The sequence below is a fragment of the Streptomyces yaizuensis genome (assembly GCF_034961445.1).
Lineage (GTDB): Bacteria > Actinomycetota > Actinomycetes > Streptomycetales > Streptomycetaceae > Streptomyces > Streptomyces yaizuensis.
The window spans coordinates 1-14,155 of sequence record NZ_BSBI01000005.1 but is presented as its reverse complement, the minus strand read 5'-3'; the positions used below and the strand labels follow the sequence as shown (position 1 = coordinate 14,155).

Annotated in this window: 15 protein-coding genes; 8 read left to right on the top strand and 7 right to left on the bottom strand. The window is 72.7% G+C overall.

The features are described 5' to 3' along the window. Nucleotides 1–32: 32 nt before the first annotated feature. The gene (locus SYYSPA8_RS13770; protein WP_323447420.1) at nt 33–815 is read left to right on the top strand and encodes a DUF6214 family protein; all 783 of its coding nucleotides are present in this window, start codon (nt 33–35) and stop codon (nt 813–815) included. Between the two features lie 77 nt (nt 816–892). Here SYYSPA8_RS13770 and SYYSPA8_RS13765 read toward each other — a convergent pair whose 3' ends face one another. Further along, nucleotides 893–1,633 (bottom strand): DUF305 domain-containing protein, encoded by a 741-nt coding sequence (locus tag SYYSPA8_RS13765; RefSeq protein ID WP_323447419.1) that lies wholly within the window; start codon nt 1,631–1,633, stop codon nt 893–895. Nucleotides 1,634–1,807: 174 nt separating this feature from the next. Here SYYSPA8_RS13765 and SYYSPA8_RS13760 point away from each other — a divergent pair, with 174 nt between their 5' ends. The 3 genes from SYYSPA8_RS13760 to SYYSPA8_RS13750 all read left to right on the top strand — a co-directional run bounded on the left by SYYSPA8_RS13760 (nt 1,808) and on the right by SYYSPA8_RS13750 (nt 4,574). Further along, nucleotides 1,808–3,310, top strand: a complete 1,503-nt coding sequence (locus SYYSPA8_RS13760; protein WP_323447418.1) for an LVIVD repeat-containing protein — start codon at nt 1,808–1,810, stop codon at nt 3,308–3,310. A 200-nt stretch (nt 3,311–3,510) separates the two neighbouring features. Continuing rightward, nucleotides 3,511–4,218, top strand: a complete 708-nt coding sequence (locus tag SYYSPA8_RS13755; protein ID WP_323447417.1) for a DUF6232 family protein — start codon at nt 3,511–3,513, stop codon at nt 4,216–4,218. Further along, nucleotides 4,215–4,574: a hypothetical protein gene (locus tag SYYSPA8_RS13750; protein WP_323447416.1), complete on the top strand. Its 360-nt coding sequence runs from the start codon at nt 4,215–4,217 to the stop codon at nt 4,572–4,574. The genes SYYSPA8_RS13755 and SYYSPA8_RS13750 overlap by 4 nt, the downstream gene beginning before the upstream one ends. A 100-nt stretch (nt 4,575–4,674) precedes the next feature. Here SYYSPA8_RS13750 and SYYSPA8_RS13745 read toward each other — a convergent pair whose 3' ends face one another. From SYYSPA8_RS13745 to SYYSPA8_RS13725, 5 genes are all read right to left on the bottom strand, one after another. Beyond that, nucleotides 4,675–5,349, bottom strand: coding sequence for a TetR/AcrR family transcriptional regulator (locus SYYSPA8_RS13745; protein WP_323447415.1), 675 nt, complete (start codon nt 5,347–5,349; stop codon nt 4,675–4,677). 219 nt (nt 5,350–5,568) lie between these two features. Continuing rightward, nucleotides 5,569–6,276 carry a phosphatase PAP2 family protein gene (locus SYYSPA8_RS13740; RefSeq protein ID WP_323447414.1) on the bottom strand — a complete coding sequence of 236 codons (708 nt, stop codon included), beginning with the start codon at nt 6,274–6,276 and terminating at the stop codon, nt 5,569–5,571. Nucleotides 6,277–6,408: 132 nt separating this feature from the next. Next, nucleotides 6,409–7,347, bottom strand: coding sequence for a M56 family metallopeptidase (locus SYYSPA8_RS13735; RefSeq protein WP_323447413.1), 939 nt, complete (start codon nt 7,345–7,347; stop codon nt 6,409–6,411). 233 nt (nt 7,348–7,580) lie between these two features. Beyond that, a complete protein-coding gene (locus SYYSPA8_RS13730; protein WP_323447412.1) occupies nt 7,581–8,108 on the bottom strand; it encodes a DUF5134 domain-containing protein in 528 nt (175 codons plus the stop codon). 202 nt (nt 8,109–8,310) lie between these two features. Beyond that, nucleotides 8,311–8,697 carry a VOC family protein gene (locus SYYSPA8_RS13725; RefSeq protein ID WP_323447411.1) on the bottom strand — a complete coding sequence of 129 codons (387 nt, stop codon included), beginning with the start codon at nt 8,695–8,697 and terminating at the stop codon, nt 8,311–8,313. A 195-nt stretch (nt 8,698–8,892) separates the two neighbouring features. Between SYYSPA8_RS13725 and SYYSPA8_RS13720 the strand changes: the two genes are divergently transcribed. Further along, a complete protein-coding gene (locus tag SYYSPA8_RS13720) occupies nt 8,893–9,477 on the top strand; it encodes a GNAT family N-acetyltransferase (protein ID WP_323447410.1) in 585 nt (194 codons plus the stop codon). Between the two features lie 24 nt (nt 9,478–9,501). Here the strand turns inward: SYYSPA8_RS13720 and SYYSPA8_RS13715 are convergent, their stop codons facing one another. After that, on the bottom strand, nt 9,502–10,152 hold the full coding sequence (locus SYYSPA8_RS13715) for a glycerophosphodiester phosphodiesterase (RefSeq protein WP_323447798.1): 651 nt from the start codon (nt 10,150–10,152) through the stop codon (nt 9,502–9,504). A 623-nt stretch (nt 10,153–10,775) separates the two neighbouring features. On the opposite strand from SYYSPA8_RS13715, the gene SYYSPA8_RS13710 reads away from it, so the two are divergent. From SYYSPA8_RS13710 to SYYSPA8_RS13700, 3 genes are read left to right on the top strand one after another with little or no spacing between them, the layout of a single operon-like run. Further along, on the top strand, nt 10,776–12,197 hold the full coding sequence (locus SYYSPA8_RS13710) for a DUF6421 family protein (RefSeq protein WP_323447409.1): 1,422 nt from the start codon (nt 10,776–10,778) through the stop codon (nt 12,195–12,197). A gap of 26 nt (nt 12,198–12,223) precedes the next feature. Beyond that, nucleotides 12,224–12,973 (top strand): SDR family NAD(P)-dependent oxidoreductase, encoded by a 750-nt coding sequence (locus tag SYYSPA8_RS13705; RefSeq protein WP_323447797.1) that lies wholly within the window; start codon nt 12,224–12,226, stop codon nt 12,971–12,973. Then, on the top strand, nt 12,970–14,043 hold the full coding sequence (locus tag SYYSPA8_RS13700) for a threonine aldolase family protein (RefSeq protein WP_323447408.1): 1,074 nt from the start codon (nt 12,970–12,972) through the stop codon (nt 14,041–14,043). The genes SYYSPA8_RS13705 and SYYSPA8_RS13700 overlap by 4 nt, the downstream gene beginning before the upstream one ends. Nucleotides 14,044–14,155 lie beyond the last annotated feature (112 nt).

Below are 14,155 nucleotides of genomic sequence, written 5' to 3'. Positions count from 1 at the left end.
CACCCGGGTACGGGGTGACCGGTTACATATGAATGGTGCAAGAAACTACGTTTCTTAATGCCAATGATCAGTATGATCCCGGCCGCGCGCTGCCTTATCCGGCCATCTGGGAGATCCAGGGGTACGGGGCCGTCGTCGCCGACCGGGTGCGGGAGCGGGTCCGGCCGCCCGCCGGGAACGGGGACAGCGCTGGCGGCGGCGCAGGCGACCGGGTGCTGCTGTCCCGCTGGTTCGATGTCCGGCTGACCTTCGCCGACGGCACCCGGCTCGAAGTCCTGGCCGTGGTGACCGAGGGGCGGCTCACCATCGAGGAGCTGCGTGCGGAGCCGCCGCTGCCGCTGCCGGGGATGACGGTCCTCGCGCAGCGGATCCGCCGGCCCCTGGAGGACGCCTGCCGGGCGGCGGCCCTGAGAGCGCCGCGCACCCGCGGCCCGGAGGAGGCTCCGGCGGGGCCGGTCCCGGCGGAGCCGCCGCCCGTGGAGTCCCTGCCCCTGCCGCTGCTTCCGGACGGCCCGCCGGCCGCCCCCGCCCCAGGGTCCGCGCCCGAACCGCCGCCGGCCACCGATACCGGTGACAGCACCTGCGAGGGCGAGGGCGAGGGGGACGCGGACCGGCACCGGGTGCGGTCCACGACGGCCCGCGGCAGAGCCGCCCGCCGGGCCGCCGCCCAGGCCTACCGGGCCGCGCAGGACCGGGGAGCCGACCCGGTTCTCGCGGTGATGAGCGCCACCGGCCGCAGCCGCCGGGGCTCACTGCGGCTCATCGCCGCCGCCCGCGTGGACGGATTGCTCTCCCCGCGCCGCCACCGCCGCTGAGGCGCGGTGGCCGCCGGCGGTTGTCGGTGGTTGCCGGTGGTTGCCGGTGGTTGCCGGTGGCGGCGCGGGGAGCGCCGTCACAGGTTCCGCATCCGGTTGATCTCCACGGTCTGACTGGCGACCACATCGCCCGCCATCTCCTCCACCCGGACGTTGTTCCCGTTGGTCAGCGCCTCGGTGGCCATGGTGATCGCCCCATGGTGATGGGTGATCATCAGCTTCAGGAACAACTCGTCGAAGGCCGCGCCCCGGGCCGCGCGCAACTGCTTCAGCTGTGCCTCGGTGGCCATGCCCGGCATCCCGTCACCGCCGTGGTCCCCGTGCCCCCCGTGGCCGCCGTGCCCGCCGCCGCCCTTCGTGGCCTTCTCGCCGTGGCTGTCCAACCAGCCCTCCATCGCGCCGATCTCCGGCTTCTGGGCGGCGGATATGCGCTCCGCGAGCCGCTTGACCTTCGGTGAGGCGGCCCGCTCCGCTGTCAGATCGGTCATGGTCAGCGCCTGGCGGTGGTGCTCGATCATCCGGTGCGCGTACGCGATGTCGGCGTCGTTGGGGGAGTCGTCGGGGAGGGCCTTCTCTACTTCCTCGGGCGACAGCGTCTTCGCCGGTTCGCCCGGTTTGCCCGGCGCCACCACGGAGTTGCCGCCACCGGCCTCCGCACCGGTCCCGGCCTGGGCGGAGGAGTTCTTTCCGGACGAATCCGGCGGGGAGTCCGATTCGCAGGCGGCGAGGGCGAGTACGGCGGCGGCGACGGCTGCCGCGACGACCGGTCCGCGCGCACCCCTGGTCGAGCGGCGAGTGAACACTGTGATCTCCAGCATCTCTTGAGGCGTTTGGCGACTGTTTGTGGTTGTTCCTAGCACGGATCCGACGTCGGTCGATCAAAAACTCTTATTACGTCTCTGTTGCCATCTGTTGAGATGTCCATGCAAGGGAAGATACTGCCGTGGTCCGTGAATCCGTTCGAACAGGGAACGGTACGCAGGGAGGACGTAGTGAGCTTGTTGCACAACACCCGTACGCGGGGCAGACGACTGGGCGTGGCGACCGCCGCCGCAGGTCTGCTCGCCACACTGCTGACGGCCGCGCCGGCCATGGCCACCCCCGACCCGGGGGACCGGGGCGTCAAGGGGGACAAGGTCTCCTCCGGCGAGGCGGCCGAGGCCCGGTCCGCCATCAAGAAGGGCGAGATACCCGGCGTGGACGAGATCGTCCACAGCCCGAACATCGAGCATCTCGTCAACGTTCCCAAGGGAACGCTGAAGGGGACCAATACGGACATCTCCTTCCAGGGGAAGTACGCCTACTCCGGTAACTACGACGGCTTCACCATCTACGACATCAGCAATCCGCGGGCGCCGAAGACCGTCTCGCAGGTGCTGTGCCCGGGCGGCCAGAACGACATCTCCGTCTCCGGCGACCTGCTGATCCTCTCCACCGACTCCTCGCGCAGCGACAACTCGTGCTCCAGCACGTCGCAGTCGGCCACGATCAAGGAGTCGTGGGAGGGCATCAAGATCTTCGACATCAGCGACAAGCGCAACCCGAAGTACGTCGCCGCTGTCGAGACCGCGTGCGGTTCGCACACCAACACGATCGTGCCCGACCGCAGGAACGTGTACGTGTACGTCTCGTCCTACTTCCCCAGCGCGCGGTTCCCGGACTGCCAGCCGCCGCACGACGGCATCTCGATCGTGAAGGTGCCGCGCAAGGCGCCCGAGCAGTCGAAGCTGGTCGGCTTCCCGTCGCTGTTCCCGGACGGCGGCAACCCGGGCGCGCCCACCAACCCGGGCGTCACCGAGACCTCCGGCTGCCACGACATCACCGTGCTCCCCTCGAAGGACCTGGCGGCCGGTGCCTGCATGGGTGACGGCATCCTCTTCGACATCGAGAACCCGGAGCGCCCGAAGATCATCGACCGGGTCCAGGACAACGAGAACTTCGCGTTCTGGCACTCGGCCACCTTCAACCAGCGCGCCAACAAGGTCGTCTTCACCGACGAGCTGGGCGGCGGCGGCGCGGCCACCTGCAACGCCGAGGTCGGCCCCAACCGCGGTGCCAACGGCATCTACGACATCGTGGGCAAGGGCGACAAGCGCAAGCTGGTCTTCCGCAGCTACTTCAAGATCGACCGCCACCAGGCGGACGCCGAGGTGTGCGTCGCGCACAACGGCTCGCTGATCCCGGTCAAGGGCAAGGACCTGATGGTCCAGGCCTGGTACCAGGGCGGCATCTCCGTCTGGGACTTCACCGACTCCAAGAAGCCGAAGGAGATCGGCTACTTCGAGCGCGGCCCGGTCACCCTCGACCGCGTCACCACGGCCGGCCCCTGGTCGACGTACTACTACAACGGCCATGTCTACTCCAACGACATCGCCAAGGGCCTCGACGTCCTGAAGATCAACGACCGTCGTACCGACCCCGCGAAGCGGGTCCGGCTGCACGAGCTGAACGTGCAGACCCAGCCGGACTACTTCGAGGACGGGGACGACGACTGACCGATCGGCGGCCGACCGGCCGACGGCCGGTCGATCGGTGATCCGAGAACACCGGCCCCGGCCGGGACCGTGCCCACGGTCCCGGCCGGGGCCTTCCCGTCCTCCGCCCCCGACGGGATGCCCAAGTCGTTTGCGTCGGGGACGCGTCAGGTGGTTAATGGTCTGCGTTCGACAACACCGACGTATCCCCGGGGGAACCGATGCAGCCGGCAGAGCCCACCGAGCCACCGCGACCACCGCAGCCACCGCCGTGGAAGGTCCCGCCCTCACCCGCCACCCCGCCGTCCGGGACGATCCCGCCGCCCGCGGCCGCTCCGGCCCCCGGGGCCGATCCGGGGACGGGCAGTCCGCCCACCGGGCTGACGAGCGTGCTCGACCTGCGGGTCGGCAAGCGCCTGCTCTGGGTCGGCGAGGCGGTCTATCCGCTCCAGAGCGTCGCGCGGGTCTACACCTACACCCTCCGCCCCCGCCGCGCGGAGGCGGTGACGCGCTTCGTCCGCAGAGTCGGTCTCACCCTCGCGGTGACCGCGATGCTCACCCTGCTCGGCGGCGTGATCGCGGCGGTCGGCCAGGAGGAGGGCCCCGTCTCGCTCCTGGGACTGCTGTGGCTGGCCGCCCTCGCCGCACTGGTCTACTCGCTCGTGGACATGATCAGAGTGCTGTCCGCGCCCGCTCTCTTCGTCCTCGGCGTCGAGACCTCCGGACCGTCGACCGCCGTGGTCGCCGGCCGGGACCACGCGCAGCTGCGGCAGCTGGTCCACCGGATCTCGTACGCGATAGAGCACCCGGAGACCGAGTTCCAGGTACGGGTGGAGACGCTGGTGATCAGCAGCCCCAGCAACTACTACCTGGGTGACACGGTCAACATGTACGGCGGCATGGGCAACGTGGGGATGGGAAGCGCATGAGCGGCGGGACGAACCACTACTACGGCAACACGGTCAACATGCACGGCGGTACGGGCAACACGGGCATGGTCAACGCCCGGACCGGCCCGATCGGCACCCCGGCGGCCGCGCCCGCCCTGGAGGAGGCCGTCCAGGAGCTGCTGACGCTCCTGCGCGAGCTGCGCGCCAACGTGCCGCCGCTGTCGGCACGCTCCCTCGACGAGGCGGTCCCGGCGCTGGAGGCGGGCGCCGACGCGGAGCCGCAGGAACGGCACCGCGCCCTGATGGCCGTCGCCGGCATCGCCGCCACGGCCGGCACCCTCGGCCTGCCCGTCCTCGACGCGGTGCGCCTCGTCCTGGAACTGCTGGCCGCGTAGACCCGTTGCACGACGGTGGTCGTACGGTCGTGCCGTGGACCGGTCCCCTGGGGCCGCGCCCGGCACGGCCGCCCGCCCGGCCTTCCGGCCTTCCGGACCGTCAGAGGGACAGGCTCCGGTGCTCCGGCGGGCCGGCACCGGACTCACCGCCGGACTTACCGCCGGACTTGTCGCCGGACTTGTCGCCGGGCGGGACACCCAACTCCCAGCCGAGTCCGAACCGCTGGAACAGATCCGCGCGCATCCGCTCCGCCGGCATCGGCGCCCCCGGCAGCACGATCGCGAAGACCGCCCCCATCAGCAGCGCCCGCAGCAGCGGATAGTCCGTGTCGACCTGCCGGGACCCGGACCGCTCCACCGACCAGCGCAGCAGCGCCGCGACCCGGTGCTGCTCCGGACAGGGGATGAAGCCCTCGGCCTGGAGGATCCCGGACATGTGCGTCCGCATGAGCACCGGACGGTCGGCCGCGAGCCCCAGAACCGCGTCGATGGCCCGCGCCAGCAGCTCCCGCCCGTCCTCGGTGCGCGGTTCGCGCCACAGCGCCGACTCCAGCGTGCGGTGCATCAGCCGGTGCACGGCCGACTGGAGCAACTGCCGTTTGCCCGGGAAGTAGTACGAGACCAGTCCGCGCGCCGCGCCCGCCCGGTCCGCGATGTCGGCCAGCGTCGTCGCCTCGTACCCCCGCTCGCCGACGAGGTCGACGGTCGCCTGGAGCAGCCGGTCGCGGGAACGCCTGCGCATCTCTTCATTGACCGATGGGCTCCGCGGGGACATGCTGGACTCCTGCGTTGACTGGCTCCGAGCCAATATACTCAGCGCGTTCCGCCGCCCGGCCCACCAGGCCGCCGGCGGAGGGGGCTGCCCGGACCGGGCGACGCGGGGGATCGCCCGGTCCGGGCAGCTGTTCTCCGTCCGGTCGGCGCGGGCCCGCTGTCGGTCCGTCAGCCCGTCGGTCCGTCGGCCTGTCAGCCCGTCGGTCCGTGGGCCCCGGGGTCAGGAGCGCTCGCGCCCCGCGCCGTACCGCTCGTACAGCGTGATCGCGCAGAGCACCCAGCAGGCCCCCATCAGCCAGCCGCCCAGGACGTCCGAGGGCCAGTGCACCCCGAGATAGAGCCGGGTCAGGCCGACGCCGACCACCGAGACGACCGCCACCGCCACCGCCGGGCGCAGCCACCGGCGGCTCGCCCCCAGCTCCACCGCGACCCACAGCAGCAGTCCGCAGACGACGGTGGCGGTCATGGCGTGCCCGGAGGGGAAGGCCGCCAGGTTGGCCGAGTCGACCGGGTCCGGCCAGCTCGGCCGCTCCCGTCCCACCGCGGCCTTCAGGACCTGCTGGAGGAGCGTGCCCACCAGGGTCGCCCCCGCGAGCCACACCGCGAGCACCCGCTCCCGCCGCCACCACAGGGCGACGCAGACGGCGGCGGCCAGCGCCCGCATGGTCCAGGGGTCCCACACCCAGTCGCTGAGGATCCGGTTGACGTGGACCGCGTCCGGCTGTGTCACCGCCCACGCGTGCAGCCGCCGGGCCATGGAACGGTCGGCGTCGAGCAGCGGCGACCAGCCGGCGGCGACCAGGGCCAGCAGCACCGCCGACAGGACGCCCAGGACGGCCGCCGCCCACCCCGTCCGGAAGCGGCGATGCCGCGCGGGGCCTGCCGGGGACGCGGCGGAGGCGGCGGACGGGGTGCGGGGGGAGCGCATGACGGCGATCATTCCTCTTCTCGGGCGTACGGGCCGTACCGGCACGCCCCCGGTGGGGTGGGCCTGGGGGCGGCCACCGGTCGGGCCGGCGGGGTCACGCCTCTCCTGCCCCGGCCCGTGTGCCCCATCCGCTCAGGTCAGGGCGCGCAGCGCGGGGACGAACGCCACGAGCAGCGGGACCACCGGCACCAGCGCGGCGGCGGCGGTCAGCCGCAGTCTGCGGCCCGGGGTCAGCCGGGGCGTCGCCGACAGCAGCCGGTCGACCCGCTGCGGCAGCTGTCCCCCGGGGGCCGGGCAGGGGCCGCCGAAGACGCCCCGGTCCGCGTTCAGCTCCACCAGGGCCAGCGCGGTGGTGAGCCGCCCGAACCGCTTGGACGCGGAGTCGTCGGCGGCCAGCTCCACCAGCCGGTGCATCTCGTCCCGGAACGCGGCGAACACCGGGATCTGCGGGAACCCCGTCGCCAGCGCGGACGAGCAGTGCAGCAGCCAGTCGTGCCGGGCCCGCGCGTGCCCCTGCTCATGGGCGAGCACGGAGTCGAGCTGACGTCCCTTCAGGCGGCGCAGGGCGGCGGTCGTGATGACCAGCTGGGGCGCGGTGCCCGCGAGCCACCAGGCGTCGGGCCGGTCCCCCTCCAGCACCACCAGGGGCTCGCTGCCCGGGGTCTCGCCCGGCAGCAGCGGGGCGCGGACCAGCAGTTCGGCGCGGCGGGCCCGGCGGCGCGCCCGCGCGTCCCGGATCTCCCGGGTCAGCATGGCCGCGGTCCACAGCCCGCCCCCGGCGAGGAGGACCGCGAGCAGGGCCGCCCAGGGGCCCTCGCTGCCGAGCGCGTACGCCTCCAGCACGCCGTGCGGCGCGGGCGCGAAGAGCTGGCCCCGGACGAAGTGCCAGGCGGCGGCCGCGCTGAAGGTCATCGACAGCGCGAAGCAGAGCAGGACGGCGGCGACCACGCACTGCCACACCCAGAGCGCCACGATCGGCTCGCGTTCGGGCCAGTCCGCGCGCGCCACGAGTCGCGGGGCCACCACGGCGGCCAGGGCTCCGAGCGACAGCAGCACAAGGGAGACCAACATGTGATCAGCCTATGAGTCCGGCGGCACCGGCGGACACGCCCTCGGCCGCCAAGTGACGTACGACACGTTTCCGGGTCCCGGTGGCCCGTGGGGCGGGTGGTGCGCGGGTGCTGTTCGACGCGGTACGGGCCCGGGGTACCGGAGCGTCGGCAGGGGCCCGGGGGCAGCGGCCCGGGGCGCCGGAGCCGGAGCCGGCGCGGGGCGTTGGCAGGGGTGCGGGTGCGGGCCGCGCGTCAGAGCGTCAGCAGCATCGCCAGCATCCCGAGGGCCATCGCCAGCCGGCAGGCCGGCCCGAGCCCCGATTCGGTGCCGGTGCCGCTGCCGCTGCCGGTGTCGCCCGCCCGCCCGTCCCCCGCCCGGGCCAGCCGCGCCCCGGACCGCAGCACGTACACGGCGTAGTAGACGAGCAGAACCCCGGTCAGCTGGGGCACTCCGGCCGTCGTGTGCCCGCCGTGCCCGGTGCCCGGCGCCATCGCCACGGCCATGTAGACCATGGTGAGCGAGTCGACGAGATGGTGCAGATGGCGGGCCGGGCGGCGGCGTGCGGACCGGAGCGCGTACAGCGCCGCCGCGCCGAACACCACCGCGTACACCGTCCACGCGCCCTTCAGGAGCACGGGCAGCGCCATCGCCGCCATCCCGAGGCCCATCAGCCCGTCCTCGCCGGCCGCCCGGCGCCCCGGGCCGGCCCGGCGGGGCCACCTGACCAGGGAGTAGCCGCCGGTCGCCACGGAGACCGTGACGAGCAGCCATCCGGTCATCCCGGGTCCGTGCACGGCGCACCCTCCCCCTCGCCGGATCCGCGCGCCCGGCGGACCTGCCGGACCGCCGGAACCTGAGAGGCCGATGCCCGGTCCGGGCGGCGCCTACACGCGCGCACGGAGGTGCACACCGGGGGCACGGAAGCGATCGGCGCCCGCCGCCCGCGCCCCCTCATCACCGGGTGACAGCCCCGGCGGACCGTCAGGGCCGGTGGCGCAGCGGATGGTCGGCGGGCACCTCCACGACCACGATCCGGTGGCCGTCCGGATCGGCGAGCCACATCTCGATCAGCCCCCAGGGCTCCCGCACCGGAGGCCGCAGCACCGTCGCGCCCCGCCCGGACAGCTCCTCGTGGACGGCGGTCACGTCCTCGACCTGGAGCCACAGCTCCACGTCCGCCGCGGCCGGCCCCCGGCCCCGGCCGGACAGCTCCAGGAAACCGCCGCCGAGGAAGTAGACCGTGCCCCGCTCCGGGCCGGTGCCGAACTCCCGGTACACCGGCAGGCCGAGGGTCTGCCCGTAGAACCGCCGCGACCGCTCCGGGTCGACGGGCCGCACGATGATCCGACTGCTCAGCACATGCACCATGGGCGCACTCTAGGTCGCGTCCCCCTGACCCCGCAGGAGCGGCGCATCCCCCGCCGTCCCGGTGATGCACCCCGCGCGCCCGGCCCGCGATGATCGGCCGCGTACGCTCGGGGCGCCGGGTGCCCGCCCGCCCCCGGACAGCACACGGCAACACGACTGACGACACAATGAACGACGACGAACGGAGACCCGCTCATGGACACGGCGGACATCGCGGCGGACCCCACCCCCGTCACGGACGGCGGCACACTCGCCTTCCGTGACGCCACCGAGGCCGATGTGCCCGTGCTGATGGACGTGATCCAGCGCGCGTACCGGCTGGGCGCCGGCCGTTCCTGGACCTCCGAGACGGACCTCGTCGGCGGCGGGCGGACCACCGTCCCCGTACTGCTGGGGCTGATGGCCGACCCCGGGGCCCGGCTGCTGGTGGCCGAGCGCGACGGCACCGTGATCGGCTGCGGCAACCTCGAAAACCAGGGCGATTCGGCCCACTTCGGGATGTTCGCCGTCGACCCCGACGTCCAGGCCGGCGGCGTGGGCCGCCGGATCCTGGCCGAGGCCGAGCGGATCGCCCGGGAGGAGTGGGGGATCCGCGAGATGCGGATGGTGGTGGTCAGCGTGCGGGAGGAGCTGATCGCCTGGTACGTCCGCCGGGGCTACCGCCGGACGGGGCAGCTCAGCCCCTTCCCGTACGACGACAGCTCCGTCGGCCGGCCCAAGCGGACCGATCTCGCCTTCGAGCTGCTGCTCAAGGACCTGGACGAGCCCGCGGCCGGCTGACCCCGCCCCGCCCCGCCCCGGCGGTCAGGCGGTGAACCGCCCGGTCCGCCGGATCTCCGGGAAGTCGGTGGTGGCGCCGTCGAGTTCGAAGGCGCGCGCGAGCCGCAGCTGCTCCTGCGTGTTCACCACCCAGCCGATCACCCCGATGCCCTCGCCATGGGCCTGTTCGACGGTCTCCAGGGTGAGCCGCCGGATGTTCAGGGCGAGGGTGTCCGCCCTGACCGCGCGGGCCCGGTCCACGATGTCCGCGCCCCAGCGGCTCGCGATCAGCACCGTCCGCACCCCGGGCACCAGGGCCGCGATCTCCGCGACCGCGTCGTCGTGGAACGACGACACGGTGACCCGGTCGACCAGGTCCCGGCGGAGCATCACGTCGGCCAGCGCCCGCGCGGCGGCGACGTCCTTGATCTCCGCCTGGAGCGGGCTGGCGACCGCGTCCAGCACCTCCTCGAAGACCGGCACCCGCTCACCCCCGCCCGCGTCCAGCTCACGCACCTCCGCGAGGGTCTTCTCGGCGATCGGCCCCGAGCCGTCGGTGGTCCGGTCCACATCCGTGTCGTGCATGACGACGAGCGCGCCGTCCTTGCTCAGATGCAGATCCAGCTCGATGGCGTCCATGCCGCTGCGCTCGGCCCGGACGAAGGAGCGCAGCGTGTTCTCCGGCTCGACACCCATGACCCCGCGGTGGCCGATGGTGAGGAAAGTCAAGATTCTCTCGCTTCCGTCGACGGCGGTTGCCCTGCGGCCGCCCCGGCGCCGCACATGCCACGCCGGCCGGGCCGCCTGACACGGCAAGGACAGACCCTAGGGTCTGTCTGACGGATCTTGCTGGGGCTCGCGTGCCCTGGCACCGCACTCCCCCTGGGCCTTGCGGCCCGGGTGGTACCCCCACCGCAGGGACTCATCCTCCGCTTTGCGATGCATGGCACCAGACCCCGCTCCCTGACCCAGCCTGATCCGTCAGACAGACCCTAGTGGTCCGCCCGGCGGTGGCAACCGCTCGCGCACGCCCCGTCGGAGCGTGCCCGGCCCGGTGGTGCGCCGGTGGCGCCCGCCCGGCGGCCGGATCCCTTCACTCGTTCGTGGGCGTGTCGCCGGACCGGTCTCCCGGGTATGGGACGGACCTCCCGGGGAAGCAGGAGGAAGGCGGGCAAGCTCTCGGACGTGACCGCAAACCTTTCGGCGATCATGCAGTGGTGCAGGATAATTTCTTTAGGCCCACTTGTCCTGGAGAACGCGCCATGGATACGGTGTCTTGACGCGAGACGCACGCGAGGTTCTCCCGTGGAGGAAGTGACATGACGGAAATTCTTGTGCAGGACGCCGCCTCCGCGGCGATAACCGACCGGGTGGCCGACCGGGTGATCGACCACCCCGCCTGGCCGGCGCTCAAGGGCGCCGTGGAGGAGATCCGCACCTGGCAGTCGACGGACGGCTCCATCGACTTTGACGCCGAGGAGGCCCCCACCCGGGCCCGCGCCGAGGAAGCGCTCGCCACGGTCGCCGACGCCGTCGCCGCGCTCTCCCCGCTGCTGCCGCACGACGCGGCCTACCACCGGGCCCTCATCGCCGACCTGCGCGCCTGGGCCGACGGCGCCTTCGGCGTCCCCGACTTCCTGGACTCGCTGCTCGCGTTCCAGCCGGCGGCCGACCGCCGCGACGGCCTCCAGCACCTGGTCGTCTTCCCCATGTACACGCAGAACGGCAACCCGCACCGCAATCTGGAGGCCGTCGTCCTGCGCATGGTCTGGCCCGACTGGCTGGCCGAGCTGGAGCGCACCCGCTACGACAACCCGCTCTTCTGCGGCATCACCTTCGAGGACTTCACGGCCGGGTACGACACCCACTCCGCCGTCCTCTTCCCCGAGACCATCGCTGTGCGCGAGGCCCCCGACCGCTTCACCTGGGGCGGCATCTTCTGCGACCGCGAAGCCGCCCGCTTCCGCGCCGTCACCACCGCCGCCGTCCGCGTCCTCGGCCTCGAACTGCCCGCGGACATCCAGGAGATGGTGGACGACCAGCAGCGCTGCCAGGAGGCGTTCGTCCTGTGGGACATGGTCCACGACCGCACCCACAGCCACGGCGACCTGCCCTTCGACCCCTTCATGATCAAGCAGCGCCAGCCCTTCTGGATGTACGGGCTCGAAGAGCTGCGCTGCGACCTCACCGCCTTCAAGGAGGCGGTCCACCTGGAGGCCGAGGGCAACCCCCACGGCCGTGACGTCCAGTACGCGGTCCTCTTCGACCGGATGTTCCGCTTCCCGGTCTCCGGCGACCGCAACCGCAACTACGACGGCCTCGGCGGCCAGCTCCTCTTCGCCTACCTGCACCAGCACGACGTGCTCCGCTGGACCGACAACACCCTCAAGATCGACTGGGAGCGGGCGCCGCAGGTCACCAACCAGCTCTGCGCCGAGATCGAGACCCTCTATCGCGACGGCATCGACCGGCCCAAGCTGGTCCACTGGTTCGCCGCGTACGAACTGGTCTCGACCTATCTCGCGCCGCACCCGGGCTCCCGCTGGGCCAAGGGCCCCGGCGCCCTCGACCTGGACCAGCCGCCCCGCAAGCTGGTGGACGACGTGCTTCCGGACGAGTTTCCGCTCAGCATGTTCTATGAGGCGCTTGCCAAGAAGCTCCGGAACGTGATCGCCTCCACCAAGGGGATCACCGCGACCGGTCCGGCGGCCACGAGCACCCCCACGGGGGCAGCGGCGTGACCGTATCCACCAAGGAGGCGACGACCATGAAGAACCAGGGCCCGCTGGAGGGCGCCGTCATCGCCGTGGCCGGCGCCGCGGGACCGGCGGGCCGCGCGGCCCTGCTGCGCCTGGCCGACGCCGGGGCCACGGTCGTGGCGGCCGACGCCGACGCCGAGCGGCTGGCCTCGGCCGTCGACGCAGCCCGCTACGCCCACGGCGGCGCCACCGTCACCGGCGACACCGTCGACCTGCTCGACCCCGCCGCCACCCGCTCCTGGGCCGAGAAGACCGAGCGCGAGTTCGGCCGTGTCGACGGGGTGGTCCACCTCGTCGGCGGCTGGCGCGGCAGCTCCACCTTCGCCGAGACCGAGCTGGGCGACTGGGACGTCCTGGAGCGCCTGCTGATCCGCACCGTCCAGAACACCTCGCTCGCCTTCCACGACGGGCTGCTCCGCAGCGACCGGGGCCGCTATCTGCTGATCAGCGCCGCCGGCGCCAGCAAGCCCACCGCGGGCAACGCCGCCTACGCGGCCGCCAAGGCCGCCGCCGAGGCATGGACCCTCGCCCTCGCCGACGCCTTCCGCAAGGCGGGGGACGACTCCGGCCCCGCGGCCGCCGCCGCGATCCTCGTCGTGAAGGCCCTGGTGCACGACGCCATGCGGGCCGAGCGCCCGAACGCGAAGTTCGCCGGGTTCACCGACGTCACCGACCTGGCCGACGCCATCGCCGGCGTCTGGGACCGGCCCGCCGAGGAAGTGAATGGACAGCGCCTGTGGCTGACGCCCCACCCGTGAGGCACCCCGTGACGGCGGCCCGCCGCCACCACGACCCCGCCGTGCGCGGTTTCGCCAGCGACAACTACGCCGGTGCCCACCCCGAGGTCATGGCGGCGCTCGCCCTCGCCAACGGCGGCCACCAGGTCGCCTACGGCGAGGACGCCTACACCGACCACCTCCAGCGGATCATGCACAGCCACTTCGGCCCCACCGCCCAGGCCTACCCGGTCTTCAACGGGACCGGGGCCAACGTGACCGCCCTCCAGGCGCTCACCGACCGCTGGGGTGCGGTGATCTGCGCCGAGAGCGCCCACATCAACGTGGACGAGGGCGGGGCGCCCGAGCGGATGGGCGGGCTGAAGCTGCTCACCGTGCCCACACCCGACGGGAAGCTCACCCCCGAGCTGATCGACCGGCAGGCGTGGGGCTGGGAGGACGAGCACCGGGCCATGCCCCAGGTCGTCTCGATCACCCAGAACACCGAGCTGGGCACGGTCTACACCCCGGCCGAGATCCGGGCGATCGTGGAGCACGCCCACGAGCGCGGGATGAAGGTCCATCTCGACGGGGCCCGGATATCCAACGCCGCCGCGTCGCTCGACACCCCCATGCGGACCTTCACCAACGCCGTCGGGGTCGACGTGCTCACCTTCGGCGGCACCAAGAACGGCATGCTCTTCGGCGAGGCCGTCGTCGTCCTCAACCCGGACGCCGTCAGCCATATGAAGCATCTGCGGAAGATGTCCATGCAGCTGGCGTCCAAGATGAGGTTCGTCTCGGTCCAGCTGGAGGCGCTGCTCGCACAGGACCTGTGGCTGCGCAACGCCCGGCACGCCAACTCCATGGCGCGGCGGCTCGCCGAGGGGGTGCGCCAGGTCGACGGGGTCGAGATCCTCTACCCCGTCCAGGCCAACGCGGTCTTCGCGCGGCTGCCGCAGGAGGTCAGCCGCCGGCTCCAGAATCGTTTCCGCTTCTACTTCTGGGACGAGGCGGCCGGCGATGTGCGCTGGATGTGCTCCTTCGACACCACGGAGGACGACGTGGACTCGTTCCTCCGGGCGCTGAAGGAAGAGATGGCCCGCGCCTGAGCGGCCCGCGCCGCGACGACACCGCGTGACACCGCGTGACACCGTACGACGACGGCGGCGGGGGAGGAGCTGGCGGAGGCCCTGCGGAAGCAGAGCCCCGGAGCGAGCGTCA